Raw genomic sequence first — 16,777 nt, 5'->3', positions numbered from 1 at the left:
TGCAATGGATCGCGTGTCCGCGTTCGACGAACCCCTCAAGAAGCTGCTCGGCGGAGCCACCGCGAAGGTGATGGCCGACCACCTCGACCTGCACACGGTCGGCGATCTGCTCCACCACTACCCCCGGCGCTACGAGGAGCGCGGTCGGCTCACGGCGCTGACCGACCTCCCGCTGGACGAGCACGTGACGGTGGTCGCCCAGGTCGCCGAGGCCCGCGTCCTGACGTTCAACAACGGCCGCGGCAGACGCCTGGAGGTGACCCTCACCGACGGCAGCGGCCGCCTCCAGCTGGTCTTCTTCGGCCACGGCGTCCACAAGCCGCACAAGGAGCTGCTGCCCGGCCGCCGGGCGATGTTCGCCGGCAAGGTCTCCGTCTTCAACCGGAAGATGCAGCTGGCCCACCCCACGTACCAGCTGCTGGACACCGGACCCGGCGAGGGGACCGGGGACGGGGACCGGGAGGCGGTGGACGCCTTCGCCGGGCGGCTGCTGCCGATCTACCCGGCCTGCAAGCAGCTGGACTCGTGGCGGATCGCCAAGGCCGTCGACACGGTCCTGCCCAGCGCGCAGGAGGCCGTCGACCCGCTGCCGGCCGCGCTGCGCGAGGGCCGCGGCTTCGCCCCGCTCCCGGAGGCACTGCTGAAGGTCCACCGCCCGCAGACCAAGGCGGACATCGCCCTGGCCAGGGACCGGCTCAAGTGGGACGAGGCATTCGTCCTCCAGGTCGCGCTGGCCCGCCGCAGGTACGCCGACACCCAGCTCCCGGCCGTGGCCCGCAGGCCCGCCCCCGGCGGACTGCTCGACGCCTTCGACGCCGAGCTGCCCTTCACCCTCACCGACGGGCAGCAGAAGGTCTCCGAGGAGATCTTCGACGACCTCGCGACCGAACACCCCATGCACCGGCTGCTCCAGGGGGAGGTCGGATCGGGGAAGACCATGGTCGCGCTGCGGGCGATGCTCGGCGTCGTCGACGCGGGCGGACAGGCCGCCATGCTCGCACCCACCGAGGTGCTCGCCCAGCAGCACCACAGATCCATCACCGAGATGATGGGCGAGCTGGCCGAGGGCGGGATGTTGGGCGGCTCCGAGCAGGGGACGAAGGTGGTGCTGCTCACCGGTTCCATGGGTGCCGCGGCCCGCCGCAGGGCGCTGCTCGACCTCGTCACGGGCGAGGCGGGGATCGTGATCGGCACCCACGCCCTGATCGAGGACAAGGTGAAGTTCCACGACCTGGGCCTGGTCGTCGTCGACGAACAGCACCGCTTCGGCGTGGAACAGCGCGACGCCCTGCGCTCCAAGGGGAAGCAGCCGCCGCACCTGCTGGTGATGACCGCCACCCCCATTCCCCGCACGGTCGCCATGACCGTCTTCGGGGACCTGGAGACCTCCGTGCTGGACCAGCTCCCGGCCGGCCGCTCGCCGATCGCCAGCCATGTCGTGCCGGCCAAGGACAAGCCGCACTTCCTCGCCCGTGCCTGGGAACGGGTGCGGGAGGAGGTGGAGAACGGGCACCAGGCGTACGTGGTCTGCCCCCGCATCGGCGACGACGAGGACGAGCCGGACGGCAAGAGGAAGAAGGCGCCCGAGGACGACGGCGAGAAGCGCCCGCCGCTCGCCGTCCTGGAGATCGCCGAACAGCTCTCCAAGGGGCCCCTCGCCGGTCTGCGCATCGAGGTGCTGCACGGCAGGATGGCGCCCGAGGACAAGGACGACGTGATGCGCCGCTTCGCCGCGGGCGAGGTCGACGTCCTCGTCGCCACCACCGTCATCGAGGTCGGGGTCAACGTCCCCAACGCCACCGCCATGGTGATCATGGACGCCGACCGGTTCGGCGTCTCCCAGCTGCACCAGCTGCGCGGCAGGGTCGGCCGCGGCTCCGCCCCCGGCCTCTGCCTCCTGGTCAGCGAGGCGCACGAGGCCAGTCCGGCCCGTGCCCGGCTGTCCGCCGTCGCCGCCACCCTCGACGGCTTCGAGCTCTCCCGGATCGACCTCGAACAGCGCCGCGAGGGCGACGTCCTGGGCCAGGCCCAGTCCGGGGTCCGCTCCTCGCTGCGGATGCTCACCGTCATCGACGACGAGGAGGTCATCGCCGCCGCCCGGGAGGAGGCCGTCGCGATCGTCGCCGCCGACCCGGGGCTGGAGCACCTGCCCGAGCTGCGGACCGCGCTGGACGCCCTGCTCGACAAGGAGCGGGAGGAGTACCTCGACAAGGGCTGAGAGCCCGCGGGCGGGACGGTGGGCGAGCGGCCGGGCGGGCCCGACGGGTGCGCGGGCCCGATCCGGCCCGACGCCATATCGTGGGTGGCACCACACCGCGGCATCCTGCGGGCCACCCACGAACCGAGGACCAGACACCCATGACCCGCGTGATCGCCGGCTCGGCCGGCGGCCGCCGCCTGGCCGTTCCGCCCGGCACCGGCACCCGCCCCACCTCCGACCGTGCGCGCGAGGGCCTCTTCTCCACCTGGGAGGCGCTCCTCGGCAGCCTGGCGGGAGTCCGGATCGCCGATCTGTACGCGGGCTCCGGCGCCGTCGGCCTGGAGGCGCTCTCCCGGGGCGCGGCGCACGCCCTGCTCGTCGAGGCGGACCCCAAAGCCGTCCGCACCGTCCGGGACAACGTCCGCACCCTCGGCCTGCCCGGCGCCGAGGTCCGTACCGGCCGGGCCGAGCAGGTCGCCGCGGGTCCGGCGCCCGCCGAGCCGTACGACGTGGTGTTCCTCGACCCGCCGTACGCCGTCACGGACGACGATCTTGGCGAGATACTGCTCACACTCCGTGCTCAGGGGTGGCTCACGGACGACGCGCTCGTCACCGTGGAACGCAGCACCAGGGGCGGAGAATTCGGCTGGCCCGAGGGATTCGAAGCGTTGCGGGCCCGTCGCTACGGCGAGGGAACGCTTTGGTACGGTCGCGCCGCCTCTACGTGCGAAGACGCACGATGACCGGACCGGAGAGCGAGGGAATCAAGTTGCGCCGCGCCGTCTGTCCGGGGTCATTCGACCCCATCACCAATGGACACCTCGACATCATTGGCCGTGCCTCGAAGCTGTACGACGTCGTACACGTCGCGGTGATGATCAACCAGTCGAAGAAGGGCCTGTTCACGGTCGACGAGCGGATCGACCTGATCCGCAGCGTCACCTCGGAGTTCGGCAACGTCCAGGTCGAGTCCTTCCACGGCCTCCTGGTCGACTTCTGCAAGCAGCGCGACATCCCGGCGATCGTCAAGGGGCTGCGGGCCGTCAGCGACTTCGACTACGAGCTCCAGATGGCCCAGATGAACAACGGCCTCTCGGGCGTCGAGACCCTCTTCGTGCCCACCAACCCCACCTACAGTTTCCTGTCGTCCTCCCTGGTCAAGGAGGTCGCCACCTGGGGCGGTGACGTCTCCCACCTGCTCCCCCCGGTGGTCCACGAGGCACTTGCCGAGCGCCTCGCCCAGGGGCGTTGATCTGACGGTTCGTCAGCAGGTGTCGGGCGGGCGCCGACTGGCCGTACAGTCGTCCCGTCCGTCTCCAATCGGCTGTAGAGAGTGGCGAGCACACGGTGGACGTGCAGAAGAAGCTCGACGAGATCGTCGAGGCGGTCGGGAGTGCCCGGTCGATGCCCATGTCGGCTTCGTGCGTGGTCAACCGCGCCGAACTGCTCGCGATGCTGGAGGAGGTGCGCCAGGCCCTGCCGGGCTCGCTCGCCCAGGCCCGGGAGCTCATCGGCGGCCAGGAACAGCTGGCCGAGCAGGCCCGCCGCGAGGCGGAGCGGATCATCGAGGCCGCACACGCCGAACGCACCTCGCTGATCGCCGGGACCGAGATCGCCAGGCAGGCACAGGGGGAGGCCGACCGCATCCTCGACGAGGCCCGCCGGGAGGCCGCCGAGGTCCGCTCCGAGGCGGACGAGTACGTCGACAGCAAGCTCGCCAACTTCGAGGTCGTCCTCACCAAGACCATCGGCTCCGTCGACCGGGGCCGCGAGAAGCTCCTCGGCCGCGGCCACCCCTTCGACGAGCAGGGCCGCGAGGACCCGGACTTCGCCGAGGCCCCCGAGCGCAGCACCGACCCGGACATACTGCGCAGCAGGGCGGACGAGTACGTGGACACCAAGCTCGGCGCCTTCGAGGCCGTGCTCGCCAAGACCCTGGAGGCGGTCGGCCGCGGACGGCAGAAGCTGCACGGCCGGATCCCCACCGACGACCTCGGCGCGCACGTGGCGGCCCAGGACGCTGCGGGCAGCCAGGCGCGCGTGAGCGACGAGGACCACTGGGCCGGACTCGCCGAACTCGCCACCCCCGAGCCGCAGCCGGTGCACCAGCAGGCCCAGCCGCACTACCCGGCACCGGCGCAGGCACCGCAGATGCCGGCGCAGCAGCCCGGCTACGCGGAGACGTACGCGTACCGGGACCAGCCGCAGCAGGACGTCTACGGCTACCAGCAGCAGCCGGACCCGTACGCCGCCTATCAGCAGCAGGACTACGGCCAGGCCCAGGTGCCGGTGCAGGGGTACGGGGACTGGCAGCAGCAGCCCGCGCAGCCCCAGCAGGCGCTCCAGCAGGGCGAGAGCGCCCTCGACGAGACCAGTCTGTTCGACACCAGCATGATCGACCTGGACCAGCTCCGCAGGTACGAGCAGGAACGCTGACCGGCCGGTACCGGCCCGAGGACCGGGCACCCGCCGCAGGTCCGGCCCGGTCGGGTCCGACAGCCCGATTGGGAGCTGGGCGACACGTCCAGTATCCTGGCTCCTCGGTCGCGCGTATGTCCGCGATCCCGGCTGCCCGTTTCGACTCCGAATCCGGTCGGCCTTCCCACGACGCGTGTTGCACATGATCTCGAAAGCAGGAAAAGCCCTGAACGGCCACCTCGACCACCGAAACCCCCTCGTGTTCGACACGCACGAGCTGGGTCGGCGTCCCGGTGCCCTCCAGCGGCTGACCCGCTCGGTGGACGCTCCCGCGGACCTCGGCATCGACGGGGTCATCGGCGTGCCGGAAGGCGCACCGGTGGAGCTGGACCTCCGACTCGAATCGGTCATGGAAGGTGTGCTCGTCACAGGCACCGCCCGTGCGACCGCCGAGGGGGAGTGCGTAAGGTGTCTGGAGCCGCTGCGCCAAGAGGTCGCTGCGGACTTCCAGGAGATGTTCTCGTACCCTGACGCCGATGACCGGGGCCGCGCCAAGGCGGAACCGGCCGACGACGCCGAGGACGACGAGGACAGGCTCTTCGTCGAGGACGGCCTGTTCGACCTCGAACCAGTGCTGCGTGATGCGGTGGTGCTCGCACTGCCGATGCAGCCGGTGTGCCGGGAGTCCTGTGCCGGTCTGTGTTCCGAATGCGGAATCAGGCTGGACGAGAACCCCGGTCACCACCACGACGCCGTCGACATTCGTTGGGCGGCATTGCAAGGACTCGCCGACACCGTTCAGGACGGCGAGAAGGACAACATGGGCGGCGCCGATGCGGGCGTCGACGAGAAGCAGGAGAAGTAGCCGTGGCTGTTCCGAAGCGGAAGATGTCGCGCAGCAACACGCGCCACCGCCGGTCGCAGTGGAAGGCTGCGGTCCCCACCCTGGTTTCGTGCGAGCGTTGCCAGGAGCCGAAGCTGCAGCACATCGCGTGCCCCAGCTGCGGCACGTACAACAAGCGCCAGGTCCTCGAGGTCTGAGCGGCTGGTGAGAGGCCCGATGTCTGAGTTGTCCAACGCCAAGAAGAAGGCAGACAACGTCAACACAGCCTCGTCCCACACGCTTCTGGAAGGGCGGCTCGGGTATCGACTCGAGACCGCCCTTCTGGTGCGTGCGCTGACCCACCGCTCGTACGCGTACGAGAACGGCGGTCTGCCCACCAACGAGCGGCTGGAGTTCCTCGGGGACTCGGTGCTCGGCCTGGTGGTCACGGACACGCTGTACCGCACCCACCCCGACCTGCCCGAAGGCCAGCTGGCCAAGTTGCGGGCCGCGGTGGTCAACTCGCGTGCGCTTGCGGAAGTGGGCCGCGGCCTCGAACTCGGCTCCTTCATCCGGCTCGGCCGCGGTGAAGAGGGCACGGGCGGCAGGGACAAGGCATCCATCCTCGCCGACACCCTCGAAGCGGTGATCGGCGCGGTCTATCTCGATCAGGGCCTCAGCGCGGCCTCGGAGCTGGTCCACCGGCTCTTCGACCCGCTGATCGACAGGTCCTCGAACCTCGGCGCCGGCCTGGACTGGAAGACCAGCCTCCAGGAGCTCACCGCGAGCGAGAGCCTCGGAGTCCCCGAGTACCTCGTCACGGAGACCGGACCGGACCACGAGAAGACCTTTACTGCTGCTGCCCGCGTCGGTGGTGTCTCGTACGGCACCGGCACCGGCCGTAGCAAGAAGGAAGCGGAGCAGCAGGCGGCGGAGTCCGCCTGGCGCGAGATCAGCGCCGCCGCACAGGCACGGGAGGACGCGGCGAAGGCCGCTGCCGACGGAGGGGCCGCCGACACCTCTGCCGACCCGTCGCCGTCCACGGACGCCACTCCGGCCTGACCCGGAAGCCCCTCGGTGCCCTGTGCACCGGGGGGCTCTTCCTGCCCGGAAACGTACGCTTTCCCCAGAAGCCCCTTCCTTTCCGGGCACCCCTTCCTCTCTTCTTCCCCTTCCTCACGCCATCCCGTCAGGTTGTCCCTCCAGGAGCGCCACCGTGCCCGAGCTGCCCGAGGTCGAAGTCGTACGGCGCGGTCTGGAGCGCTGGGTGACCGGCCGCACCGTCGCCGACGTCGAGGTGCTGCACCCGCGCGCGGTCCGGCGTCATCTCGCGGGCGGCGCGGATTTCGCGGCCCGGCTCGGCGGCGCCCGCCTCGGGACGGCCATGCGCCGCGGCAAGTACCTCTGGGTGCCGCTGGACGAGGGGGCCGGTTCGCTCCTCGGCCACCTCGGCATGAGCGGCCAGCTCCTCGTGCAGCCCCAGGACGCATCCGACGAGAAGCACCTGCGTGTCCGGATCCGCTTCGACGACTCCCTCGGCACCGAGCTCCGTTTCGTCGACCAGCGGACCTTCGGCGGGCTCTCGCTCCACGAGAACACTCCCGACGGGCTGCCCGACACCATCGCGCACATCGCCCGCGACCCGCTGGACCCGGCCTTCGACGACGCGGCCTTCCACACGGCCCTGCGCGCGCGCCGCACGACAGTCAAGCGAGCGCTGCTCGACCAGACGCTGATCAGCGGCGTCGGCAACATCTACGCGGACGAGGCGCTCTGGCGCACCGCGCTGCACTACGACCGGCCGACCGCCACCCTCACCCGGCCCAAGGCGGCCGAACTGCTGGGCCACGCCCGCGACGTGATGAACGCGGCGCTCGACCAGGGCGGCACCAGCTTCGACAGCCTCTACGTCAACGTGAACGGCGAGTCCGGCTACTTCGACCGCTCGCTGGACGCCTACGGGCGGGAGGACGAGCCCTGCCGCCGCTGCGGCACACCGATCCGCCGCCGCCCTTGGATGAACCGCTCCAGCTACTTCTGCCCGCGCTGTCAGCGCCCGCCGCGCCGGGCCTGACGCGGCTCAGCCCTTGTCGGGGTGCGCCCCGTCGTAGTGGTCGCGGGCCCGGAGCACCTCGGGCATCCGGTCCTCGACGAACCGGATCAGCCCGAGCAGCCGCTCGGCCACCTGCCGGCCCAGGGGCGTCAGCTCGTAGTCGACGCGCGGCGGATTGGTCGGCCGGGCCTCGCGGTGCACCAGACCGTCCCGCTCCAGGGCCTGCAAGGTCTGGGAGAGCATCTTCTCGCTCACCCCGTCGACGCGGCGCCGCAGCTCGTTGAAACGGGAGCCGCTCTCGTACAGCGCTCCCAGGGTCAGACCGCCCCAGCGTCCGGTGATGTGCTCCAGCGTGCCGCGCGAGGGGCACTGCCGGGAGAACACGTCGAAAGCGGACTCGGCCGACGGGGCGTTCTGATCCATGCCGGTCAGCGTACGCCCGTGCGACGCTCACCACCGGAGTGCGCTTTCCCCCGGTGAGCGCCGGGCCGGGGCAGCGGGCGGGACGTGCGCGGGACCGGGGGAGGGGGGACGGTCAGAAGCCGAATTCCTGGGTCCACCAGGGGCCGCCGGAGCCCTGGTGGATGCCGACCCCGAGAGTTTTGTAGTCGCAGTTGAGGATGTTCGCCCGGTGACCGGGGCTGTCCATCCAGGCGTCCATCACGGCCTGTGCGTCGGCCTGGCCGCGGGCTATGTTCTCGGCGGCGAGGCCCTTCACGCCGGCCTTCGAGGCGCGGTCCCAGGGGGAGCGGCCGTCGGGGTCGGTGTGGTCGAAGAAGCCACGGGAGGCCATGTCCTCGCTGAAGTCCTGGGCGAGGGAGGCGAGCGAGGAGCTGGCGGTCAGCGGGCTGCAGCCGACCTTCGCGCGCTCCTGGTTGACCCGCGCGAGCACGGCGGCCTGCGCGGAGGAGGAGGCCGGGGCCGAGGCCATGGACCTGCGGGCGGCCGGGGTGGAGGCGGAGCTCTTCGGTGCGGCCGACGACTTCCCGGCGGCGGGCGCGGAGCTCCGCGAGGCCTTGGACTCGGCGGCCTTCGCCGACCGGGACGGCTTGGCCCCGTCGGACCGCTCGGACGCCTCGGACTTCTCGGAGGGGAAGGCGGACGGGGTGGAGGACCCCGCCTTCTTCAGGTCGTCGGCGCGGTCGGCGCCGCGGCCGGACCGGGCGGACGAGGTGCCGCGGCCGGCCGGGGCGGAGGAGGTGCCGCCCTGGGTCAGCAGGTCCGAGTCCCCGTCCGCGCGCACCTGGTCGGAGGGTCCGCCGCCGATCGTGTAGGTGTCGCCCCCGCCGGCCAGCAGACCCGAACTCATCGCCACGGCTCCCACGGCGAGCGCCGCGGAGACGCCGACCATTCCGGTGCGGATGGGGCTCGCGGAACGCTTTCTGCGGTGGCCGCGGGGCCGGGCCTCGCCGCTCTCGGTGGCAGGAGCTGCGGCGGAGCGGCTGTGGCGTCCCATCTGCTGGGCCCTTCCGAGGGTCTGGACGCCGGTTCCGACGTCGACGTGCTTCACCCGAACGGGTGAGGTCGTTGCGACGGGACTGTACGCCATGGCCTGTGACCGGGATGTGCTCCGGGGGTAATTGGACCGTTAGCGTTCGGGCATGAACGAAGACGTACGACTCACCGTGTGGGTGCGCGGCCGGGTGCAGCGAGTGGGGTTCCGCTGGTTCACCCGGGCGAACGCACTGGAGATCGGTGGCCTCACCGGCTTCGCCCTGAACCTCGACGACGGCAGGGTGCAGGTCGTCGCGGAGGGGCGGCGGGAGGACTGCCACCGCCTGCTGGAGTGGCTGCGTTCGGACGACACACCCGGCCGCGTGGACGGCGTCACTGAGATATGGGACACCCCGCGCGGTGGTTACGAGGGCTTCGCGATCCGCTGACACGGGCCCGTCCCGGGGCTGCGGGCGCCGCCGTGTTCGGGCCGTGTTCGACCTGTGGCGGGCGGTTGTGTGACGGGGCTCGCATCCCCGCGCACATGAAATGACCTGCGGATTGACCGGGTGGTTGCCAAGTTTCGTCCGGCGTGCCAGGCTGCGGCGGTAAGGATGATCTCCACGCCCTCCAGGGCCCCGCAGGAGAGACGCGCCGCATGATCGTCGAGCCGCGCGCCCCCGGGATGCCCGTCTCCACGGGGCGTGATCGTGTTGACCGTCAAACTTTTTGGTGAGATTCTGAAATCCCCGCGCACCTCAGCTGTTCGGCAGGGCTGTTTGGCAGCAGAACAGCAGTGATGACAGATGCACTGCCGAGCACCGCGGGTGCGATTCCCTCACGACCCACACCGCATCGGTCGGTCACTCAGTGTGGAGGACCATCCATCATGGCAAAGGCGCTTCTCGGTTACGTCGGCGGTTCCGACCCGCGACTCCTCGCCGAGATGCGACGGCTCCAGCAGCGCGTCCAGGACCTCGAATCCGAGCTCGTACGGATCCAGGGCGAGAACGACGCGCTGAACGCCGCCGCCCAGCACCAAGAGTCGCTGCTCGACAGCATCGACATCGACGTACCTCAGGCGGAGCCGGCGCTGACCTGACCGATGGCCCCCAGGGGCCGGTCGGGCCGTACGCGTCAGCCGTCCGAGACCATCACCCGGATCGTCGCCGGATCATCGGAGATCGCTGCTCTTGATCTGTCACACCCGTGACATGTCCTTGATCCGTCATGCGCAGCCGCAGCAAGGAAACCGCGCACCGGCAACACCGCGCACGCTGCAACACGAACAAGATTTGCAAGGGGCGCTTCGGCGTCCCTTCTTTCTTTTCCGCCCGGAATTTTCTTTTCCGTCCGGACCCGCGCGGGGCCCGGCCCCGGCGTACACCCCTTCCCTTAACGTCTGATGTGCCCTGCACCTTCATCAGCGAAACCGAGAGCGAAAGGTAGAGTCCGGCGGCGTGCACCTCAAGGCCCTGACCCTGCGTGGTTTCAAGTCGTTCGCCTCCGCCACGACGCTGCGGTTCGAACCCGGCATCACGTGCGTCGTCGGCCCCAACGGGTCGGGCAAGTCCAATGTGGTGGACGCGCTCTCCTGGGTCATGGGGGAGCAGGGGGCCAAGTCCCTGCGCGGCGGCAAGATGGAGGACGTGATCTTCGCCGGCACCACCGGGCGGCCGCCGCTCGGACGGGCCGAGGTATCGCTGACCATCGACAACTCCGACGGCGCACTGCCCATCGAGTACGCCGAGGTGACGATCACCCGGATCATGTTCCGCAACGGCGGCAGCGAATACCAGATCAACGGCGACACCTGCCGGCTGCTGGACATCCAGGAACTCCTCTCCGACTCGGGCATCGGCCGCGAGATGCACGTCATCGTCGGCCAGGGCCAGCTGGACTCCGTGCTCCACGCCGATCCGATGGGCCGTCGCGCGTTCATCGAGGAAGCCGCGGGCGTGCTCAAGCACCGCAAGCGGAAGGAGAAGGCGCTGCGGAAACTGGACGCGATGGGTGCCAACCTGGCCCGCGTCCAGGACCTGACCGACGAACTGCGGCGACAGCTGAAGCCGCTCGGCCGCCAGGCGGCCGTGGCGCGCCGGGCCGCCGTCATCCAGGCCGATCTGCGCGACGCCAGGCTGCGGCTGCTCGCCGACGACCTGGTACGGCTGCGCACCGCGCTGCGCAGCGAGATCGCCGACGAGGCCGCGCTCAAGCAGCGCCGGGAGGCGGCGGAGCGGGAACTCAAGGCAGCCCTGGCGCGCGAGGCGGAGCTGGAGGACGAGGTGCGGCGGCTGGCACCGCGGCTCCAGCGGGCCCAGCAGACCTGGTACGAGCTGTCGCAGCTGGCGGAGCGGGTGCGTGGCACGATCTCGCTGGCCGACGCCCGGGTGAAGAGCGCCACCGCCCCCGCCGTGGAGGAGCGGCGCGGTCGCGACCCGGAGGACATGGAACGGGAGGCCGCCCGGATCCGCGAGCAGGAGGCGGAGCTGGAGGCCGCGCTGACGGCGGCGGAACACGCGCTGGAGGACACCGCGGCCCACCGCGCCGAGCTGGAGCGGGACTTGGCGGCCGAGGAGCGCAGGCTCAAGGACGCGGCCCGCGCCATCGCGGACCGCCGCGAAGGGCTCGCCCGGCTGAACGGCCAGGTCAACGCGGCCCGCAGCCGCGCCGGTTCGGCCCAGGCCGAGATCGACCGGCTGGCCGCCTCCAGGGACGAGGCGCGGGACCGGGCCGTCGCCGCCCAGGAGGAGTACGAACAGCTCAAGGCCGAGGTCGAGGGCCTGGACGCCGGTGACGCGGAGCTCGCCGAACGGCACGCCGCCGCCAAGCGGGAACTCGCGGAGGCCGAGGCGGAGCTCTCCGCGAGCCGGGAGGCGGCCTCCGCCGCCGAGCGGGAACGGGCGGCGGTCGCGGCCCGCCACGAGGCGCTGGCGCTCGGCCTGCGGCGCAAGGACGGCACGGGTGCGTTGCTCGGCGCGCAGGACCGGCTGTCGGGACTGCTCGGGCCGGCCGCGGAACTCCTGACGGTGGAACCGGGGCACGAGGTCGCCGTGGCGGCGGCCCTGGGCGCGGCGGCGGACGCGGTCGCGGTGACCGACCCGGCCGCGGCGGCGGAGGCGATCCGGCTGCTGCGCAAGGAGGACGCGGGGCGGGCGGCGCTGCTGCTGGGCGGGGTGCGCGCCGGGGTCCCCGATCAGGGCGGCGCCCCCGACACCGGTGCCTTCGACAGCGGTGCCGCCGGGCGGGTGCCCGGGCAGGCCCAGGGGGCGGACGGCACGGCCGGGTCCCGTACGGCCGGGCAGGCGGTCGCCGTCGCCGTGGGCGGAGCGCCCGCCGCGGCCGGTCTCGTCCGCGGGCCCGCCGGGCTGATGGACGCCGTCCGCGCGCTGGTGCGGGACATGGTGGTCGTCGACACGCTGGAGGACGCCGAGAAGCTCGTCTCCGTGCACCCGGAGCTGACGGCCGTGACCGCAGAGGGGGACGTCCTCTCGGCCCGTTTCGCGCACGGGGGTTCCGCCGGGGCGCCGAGCCTGCTCGAAGTACAGGCATCGGTCGACGAGGCCGCCGCCCGGCTGGAGGAACTGGCCGTCCGGTGCGCGGAGTCGGCCGAGGCACAGCGGATCGCGGGGGAGCGGCGCCGGGCGAGCGCCGGACTGGTCGAGGAGATCGGGGAGCGGCGCCGGGCCGCCGAGCGGGAGAAGTCCGGTGTGGCCCAGCAACTGGGGCGGCTGGCCGGGCAGGCGCGCGGCGCGGCGGGCGAGGCCGAGCGGATGACCGCGGCGGCCGCCCGCGCCCAGGAGGCGCTGGAACGGGCGACGGCGGAGGCCGAGGAGCTGGCCGAGCGGCTGCTCGTCGCCGAGGAGACGCCGGTGGAGGAGGAGCCGGACACCTCCGTGCGCGACCGGCTCGCCGCGGACGGCGCCAACGCCCGCCAGACCGAGATGGAGGCCCGCCTCCAGGTCCGTACCCACGAGGAGCGGGTCAAGGGCCTCGCGGGCCGTGCGGACTCCCTCGACCGGGGCGCCCGCGCCGAGCGGGAGGCCCGTGCCCGCGCCGAGCGGCGCCGCGCCCGGCTGCGTCACGAGGCCGAGGTGGCCTCCGCCGTCGCGTCCGGTGCCCGTCAACTGCTTGCCCACGTCGAGGTCTCCGTCGTACGGGCCGAGCGGGAGCGGACCGCGGCCGAGGCGGCGAAGGCGGAACGGGAACGGGACCTGGCGGCCGGGCGCGAGCGGGGCCGCGACCTCAAGGCCGAGCTGGACAAGCTCACCGACTCCGTCCACCGCGGCGAGGTGCTCGGCGCGGAGAAGCGGCTGCGGATAGAGCAACTGGAGACGAAGGCGCTGGAGGAGCTGGGCGTCGAACCGGCCGGGCTGGCCGCCGAGTACGGCCCCGACCAGCTCGTACCGCCCTCGCCGGCCGCCGAGGGCGAGGAACTGCCGCAGGACCCGGAGCATCCGCGCAACCAGCCGAAGCCGTTCGTCAGGGCCGAGCAGGAGAAGCGGCTGAAGTCGGCCGAACGGGCGTATCAGCAACTCGGGAAGGTGAATCCGCTCGCCCTGGAGGAGTTCGCCGCCCTGGAGGAGCGGCACAAGTTCCTCTCCGAGCAGCTGGAGGACCTGAAGAAGACCAGGGCCGACCTGATGCAGGTCGTCAAGGAGGTCGACGAGCGGGTCGAGCAGGTGTTCACGGAGGCGTACCGGGACACGGCCCGGGAGTTCGAGGGCGTGTTCTCGCGGCTCTTCCCGGGCGGCGAGGGGCGGCTGATCCTGACCGACCCGGAGAACATGCTCGCCACCGGCGTGGACGTCGAGGCCAGGCCGCCCGGCAAGAAGGTCAAGCGGCTCTCGCTGCTCTCCGGCGGCGAACGCTCGCTCACGGCCGTGGCGTTGCTGGTCTCGATCTTCAAGGCCCGGCCGAGCCCGTTCTACGTGATGGACGAGGTCGAGGCGGCGCTGGACGACACCAACCTGCAGCGGCTGATCCGGATCATGGAAGAGCTCCAGGAGAGCTCGCAGCTCATCGTGATCACGCACCAGAAGCGGACGATGGAGGTCGCCGACGCGCTGTACGGCGTCTCGATGCAGGGCGACGGCGTCTCGAAGGTGATCAGCCAGCGGCTGCGCTGAGCCCTTGCCCCGTCTTCAGGACATTGATAAGTCCTTCGGGTGCTTCCGGCGTTTTCCGGGCGTGATCCCCGATTCAGGGTTCAAATCCTGATGGTTTGATGCCTGCTGTGCGGTGTCCGCCTTCAAGTGGTGGCGGCCGGGAAGTTGTGCGCCACTTGGAGGAGTTCGCCCCCACCTGACGACGCGGCCAGGCATCAGGAGTTCATGTGACCAACACATCGCAGGGACCGGCCTCCGGAGCCCGAGCGGCCCACCCGGACCACCTCGGCCATGTCATCTTCATCACCGCGGCCGCCGCGATGGGCGGTTTCCTGTTCGGTTACGACAGTTCCGTCATCAACGGCGCGGTCGAGGCGATCCGCAGCCGCTACGACATCGGCTCCGGGACGCTCGCCCAGGTCATCGCCATCGCCCTGATCGGCTGCGCGATCGGCGCGGCCACCGCGGGGCGCATCGCCGACCGCATCGGCCGCATCCGCTGCATGCAGATCGCCTCCCTGCTCTTCACCATCAGCGCCGTCGGCTCCGCGCTCCCGTTCGCGCTCTGGGACCTGGCGATGTGGCGCATCATCGGCGGTTTCGCCATCGGCATGGCCTCGGTGATCGGACCGGCGTACATCGCCGAGGTCTCGCCGCCCGCCTACCGCGGCCGGCTCGGCTCCTTCCAGCAGGCGGCGATCGTCATCGGCATCGCCATCTCCCAGCTGGTCAACTACGGCATCCTGCAACTCGCCGACGGCGACCAGCGCGGCCGGATCGGCGGCCTGGAGGCCTGGCAGTGGATGCTCGGCGTGATGGTCGTCCCGGCCCTCCTGTACGGGTTGCTGTCGTTCGCGATCCCCGAGTCGCCGCGGTTCCTGATCTCGGTCGGCAGGAAGGACCGGGCCCGGCGGATCCTGGAGGAGGTCGAGGGGCACAACGTCGACCTCGACGCCCGGGTGGCCGAGATCGAGACCGCCATGCACCGTGAGCACAAGTCCAAGTTCAAGGACCTGCTCGGCGGCGGCTTCGGCTTCCTGCCGATCGTCTGGGTCGGCATCGGGCTCTCGGTCTTCCAGCAACTCGTCGGCATCAACGTGGCGTTCTACTACTCGGCGACGCTCTGGCAGTCCGTCGGCGTCGACCCGACCGACTCCTTCTTCTACTCGTTCACCACCTCCATCATCAACATCGTCGGTACCGTCATCGCGATGGTCCTGGTGGACCGGGTGGGCCGCAAACCGCTCGCCCTGGTGGGCTCCGCGGGCATGGCCATCGCCCTCGCCTGCGAGGCCTGGGCCTTCTCCGCCGACCTGGTCGACGGAAAACTGCCCAGCCCCCAGGGCGCCGTGGCGCTCGTCGCGGCCCATGTGTTCGTGCTCTTCTTCGCCCTGTCGTGGGGCGTCGTCGTCTGGGTCTTCCTCGGCGAGATGTTCCCCAACCGGATCCGCGCCGCCGCCCTCGGGGTCGCCGCGTCCGCGCAGTGGCTCGCCAACTGGGCGATCACCGCGAGTTTCCCGAGCCTGTCCGACTGGAACCTCTCGGGCACGTACATCATCTACGCGTGCTTCGCCACGCTCTCGATCCCCTTCGTGCTCAGGTTCGTGAAGGAGACCAAGGGCAAGGCGCTGGAGGAGATGGGCTGACCCCCGCTGCCCCCGCTAACCCCGCCGGCCCCGGTGCTCCTCCGGTCCTGCCGGGCCGGGGCCGCGGGGCCGTGCAGTCGTCCGGCCCCGCCGGTCAGCGCGCCACCGCCTCGCAGAACAGCCGCAGGCTCCGCCACCCCTCCTCCACCGGCATCCCGCCGCACAGCGGATGCAGCACCAGCCCCTCCGCCTCCCCGGCCCACCGGGCGCACCGGTCCGGGGTGACGACCCGGTAGACCCCCTCCTCACGCAGCTCCGCCACCGTCGTGGCCGCGGAACGCACGGCCGAGCGGACGCTCCCGGACTGCCAGGAGGCGTACGCGCGCGCCTCGTGCAGGAAGTGCTCGCCGTACCGGGCCCACGTCCGGTCCGGGTCCTCGGACACGTGCAGCAGGGGCGTCTCGGCGGCGGGCATCATGCAGAAGCCCTCCGTCCCGAACGCGGCGCGCCGCTCCTCGTAGTACGCCGCCAGCTCCGGCAGGTGCGCGCTCGGGAAGAACGGCAGCCCGAACCTGGCCGCCCGCCGCGCCGCCGCCCGCGAACTGCCGCCCACCAGCAGCGGCGGATGCGGCCGGGTGTACGGGCGGGGCGTGACCCGGACCGTGCGGCCCCGGTACGGGAACGGCTCGCCGGTCCACGCCCGCACCAGGGTCTCCAGCAGCTCGTCCTGGAGCCTGCCGCGCCCGGCCCAGTCGACGCCCGCCCGCTCGTACTCCTCGGGCCGGTAGCCGATCCCCGCCACCGTCACCAGCCGGCCGGCGCTCAGCAGGTCCAGGACCGCGATGTCCTCGGCCAGCCGCAGCGGGTCGTGCAGCGGTCCGATGGCCGCCGACACGGTGACCGCGATACGGCGGGTGGCGCCGAGGACCGAGCCTGCGAAGACGAAGGGGGAGGGCAGCCAGGAGTCGGCGGCGCCGTGGTGCTCCTCGGTCTGCACGGTGTCGATGCCGTGCCCGTCGGCGTACGCGGCCATCTCCAGCGCGGCGCGGTACCGGGCCGAGAGCGACTCGGGGGTGGCGCCGGGCGCGACGAGATTGAACCGGACCACTGCGTAGGTCATGACACTTGCCCCCGTCGTCGGGTGGACTCGGCGAG

At 71.6% G+C, this 16,777-nt stretch carries 15 protein-coding genes; 12 read left to right on the top strand and 3 right to left on the bottom strand.

All coding sequences use genetic code 11. The features are described 5' to 3' along the window. Window positions 1-4: 4 nt before the first annotated feature. The 8 genes from recG to mutM all read left to right on the top strand — a co-directional run bounded on the left by recG (window position 5) and on the right by mutM (window position 7,515). Window positions 5-2,218: an ATP-dependent DNA helicase RecG gene (recG, locus tag ABZZ04_RS18700; RefSeq protein ID WP_356933295.1), complete on the top strand. Its 2,214-nt coding sequence runs from the start codon at window positions 5-7 to the stop codon at window positions 2,216-2,218. 140 nt (window positions 2,219-2,358) lie between these two features. Continuing rightward, window positions 2,359-2,943, top strand: a complete 585-nt coding sequence (gene rsmD, locus ABZZ04_RS18695) for a 16S rRNA (guanine(966)-N(2))-methyltransferase RsmD (RefSeq protein WP_148839542.1) — start codon at window positions 2,359-2,361, stop codon at window positions 2,941-2,943. 26 nt (window positions 2,944-2,969) lie between these two features. After that, a complete protein-coding gene (gene coaD / locus ABZZ04_RS18690; RefSeq protein ID WP_356933317.1) occupies window positions 2,970-3,452 on the top strand; it encodes a pantetheine-phosphate adenylyltransferase in 483 nt (160 codons plus the stop codon). Between the two features lie 95 nt (window positions 3,453-3,547). Further along, window positions 3,548-4,636 carry a cell division initiation protein gene (locus ABZZ04_RS18685; protein WP_356933294.1) on the top strand — a complete coding sequence of 363 codons (1,089 nt, stop codon included), beginning with the start codon at window positions 3,548-3,550 and terminating at the stop codon, window positions 4,634-4,636. A 184-nt stretch (window positions 4,637-4,820) separates the two neighbouring features. Then, window positions 4,821-5,483, top strand: a complete 663-nt coding sequence (locus ABZZ04_RS18680; protein WP_356933293.1) for a DUF177 domain-containing protein — start codon at window positions 4,821-4,823, stop codon at window positions 5,481-5,483. A 2-nt stretch (window positions 5,484-5,485) separates the two neighbouring features. Further along, on the top strand, window positions 5,486-5,659 hold the full coding sequence (rpmF, locus tag ABZZ04_RS18675; RefSeq protein WP_003965982.1) for a 50S ribosomal protein L32: 174 nt from the start codon (window positions 5,486-5,488) through the stop codon (window positions 5,657-5,659). Between the two features lie 19 nt (window positions 5,660-5,678). Then, window positions 5,679-6,503, top strand: a complete 825-nt coding sequence (rnc, locus tag ABZZ04_RS18670; RefSeq protein ID WP_356933292.1) for a ribonuclease III — start codon at window positions 5,679-5,681, stop codon at window positions 6,501-6,503. 154 nt (window positions 6,504-6,657) lie between these two features. Then, window positions 6,658-7,515 carry a bifunctional DNA-formamidopyrimidine glycosylase/DNA-(apurinic or apyrimidinic site) lyase gene (mutM, locus tag ABZZ04_RS18665; protein ID WP_356933291.1) on the top strand — a complete coding sequence of 286 codons (858 nt, stop codon included), beginning with the start codon at window positions 6,658-6,660 and terminating at the stop codon, window positions 7,513-7,515. A 6-nt stretch (window positions 7,516-7,521) separates the two neighbouring features. Here mutM and ABZZ04_RS18660 read toward each other — a convergent pair whose 3' ends face one another. Together ABZZ04_RS18660 and ABZZ04_RS18655 are read right to left on the bottom strand one after the other, a co-directional pair. After that, window positions 7,522-7,917 carry a helix-turn-helix domain-containing protein gene (locus ABZZ04_RS18660; RefSeq protein WP_356933290.1) on the bottom strand — a complete coding sequence of 132 codons (396 nt, stop codon included), beginning with the start codon at window positions 7,915-7,917 and terminating at the stop codon, window positions 7,522-7,524. 112 nt (window positions 7,918-8,029) lie between these two features. Beyond that, a complete protein-coding gene (locus ABZZ04_RS18655) occupies window positions 8,030-8,950 on the bottom strand; it encodes a CAP domain-containing protein (RefSeq protein WP_356933289.1) in 921 nt (306 codons plus the stop codon). A gap of 145 nt (window positions 8,951-9,095) precedes the next feature. Here ABZZ04_RS18655 and ABZZ04_RS18650 point away from each other — a divergent pair, with 145 nt between their 5' ends. From ABZZ04_RS18650 to ABZZ04_RS18635, 4 genes are all read left to right on the top strand, one after another. Further along, window positions 9,096-9,377: an acylphosphatase gene (locus tag ABZZ04_RS18650; RefSeq protein ID WP_356933288.1), complete on the top strand. Its 282-nt coding sequence runs from the start codon at window positions 9,096-9,098 to the stop codon at window positions 9,375-9,377. 440 nt (window positions 9,378-9,817) lie between these two features. Then, window positions 9,818-10,030: a hypothetical protein gene (locus ABZZ04_RS18645; protein WP_148839554.1), complete on the top strand. Its 213-nt coding sequence runs from the start codon at window positions 9,818-9,820 to the stop codon at window positions 10,028-10,030. A gap of 358 nt (window positions 10,031-10,388) precedes the next feature. Continuing rightward, window positions 10,389-14,057, top strand: a complete 3,669-nt coding sequence (locus tag ABZZ04_RS18640; protein WP_356933287.1) for an AAA family ATPase — start codon at window positions 10,389-10,391, stop codon at window positions 14,055-14,057. 206 nt (window positions 14,058-14,263) lie between these two features. Beyond that, window positions 14,264-15,682 carry a sugar porter family MFS transporter gene (locus ABZZ04_RS18635; protein WP_356933286.1) on the top strand — a complete coding sequence of 473 codons (1,419 nt, stop codon included), beginning with the start codon at window positions 14,264-14,266 and terminating at the stop codon, window positions 15,680-15,682. A gap of 94 nt (window positions 15,683-15,776) precedes the next feature. Here ABZZ04_RS18635 and ABZZ04_RS18630 read toward each other — a convergent pair whose 3' ends face one another. Continuing rightward, window positions 15,777-16,742, bottom strand: coding sequence for an LLM class flavin-dependent oxidoreductase (locus ABZZ04_RS18630; protein ID WP_356933285.1), 966 nt, complete (start codon window positions 16,740-16,742; stop codon window positions 15,777-15,779). Window positions 16,743-16,777: the final 35 nt, after the last annotated feature.

This window comes from Streptomyces sp. NPDC006435 (genome assembly GCF_040612315.1).
In the GTDB taxonomy this organism is placed as follows: Bacteria; Actinomycetota; Actinomycetes; order Streptomycetales; family Streptomycetaceae; genus Streptomyces.
The sequence above is the reverse complement of the archived record's forward strand: the minus strand, read 5'-3'. Positions and strand labels throughout refer to the sequence as shown.

Coding starts and splice junctions, on each gene's coding strand:
- recG (WP_356933295.1), top strand. CDS start 5: ATGGATCGCGTGTCCGCGTTCGACGAACCCCTCAAGAAGCTGCTCGGC.
- rsmD (WP_148839542.1), top strand. CDS start 2,359: ATGACCCGCGTGATCGCCGGCTCGGCCGGCGGCCGCCGCCTGGCCGTT.
- ABZZ04_RS18680 (WP_356933293.1), top strand. CDS start 4,821: ATGATCTCGAAAGCAGGAAAAGCCCTGAACGGCCACCTCGACCACCGA.
- rnc (WP_356933292.1), top strand. CDS start 5,679: ATGTCTGAGTTGTCCAACGCCAAGAAGAAGGCAGACAACGTCAACACA.
- ABZZ04_RS18660 (WP_356933290.1), bottom strand. CDS start 7,917: ATGGATCAGAACGCCCCGTCGGCCGAGTCCGCTTTCGACGTGTTCTCC.
- ABZZ04_RS18655 (WP_356933289.1), bottom strand. CDS start 8,950: ATGGGACGCCACAGCCGCTCCGCCGCAGCTCCTGCCACCGAGAGCGGC.
- ABZZ04_RS18650 (WP_356933288.1), top strand. CDS start 9,096: ATGAACGAAGACGTACGACTCACCGTGTGGGTGCGCGGCCGGGTGCAG.
- ABZZ04_RS18645 (WP_148839554.1), top strand. CDS start 9,818: ATGGCAAAGGCGCTTCTCGGTTACGTCGGCGGTTCCGACCCGCGACTC.
- ABZZ04_RS18630 (WP_356933285.1), bottom strand. CDS start 16,742: ATGACCTACGCAGTGGTCCGGTTCAATCTCGTCGCGCCCGGCGCCACC.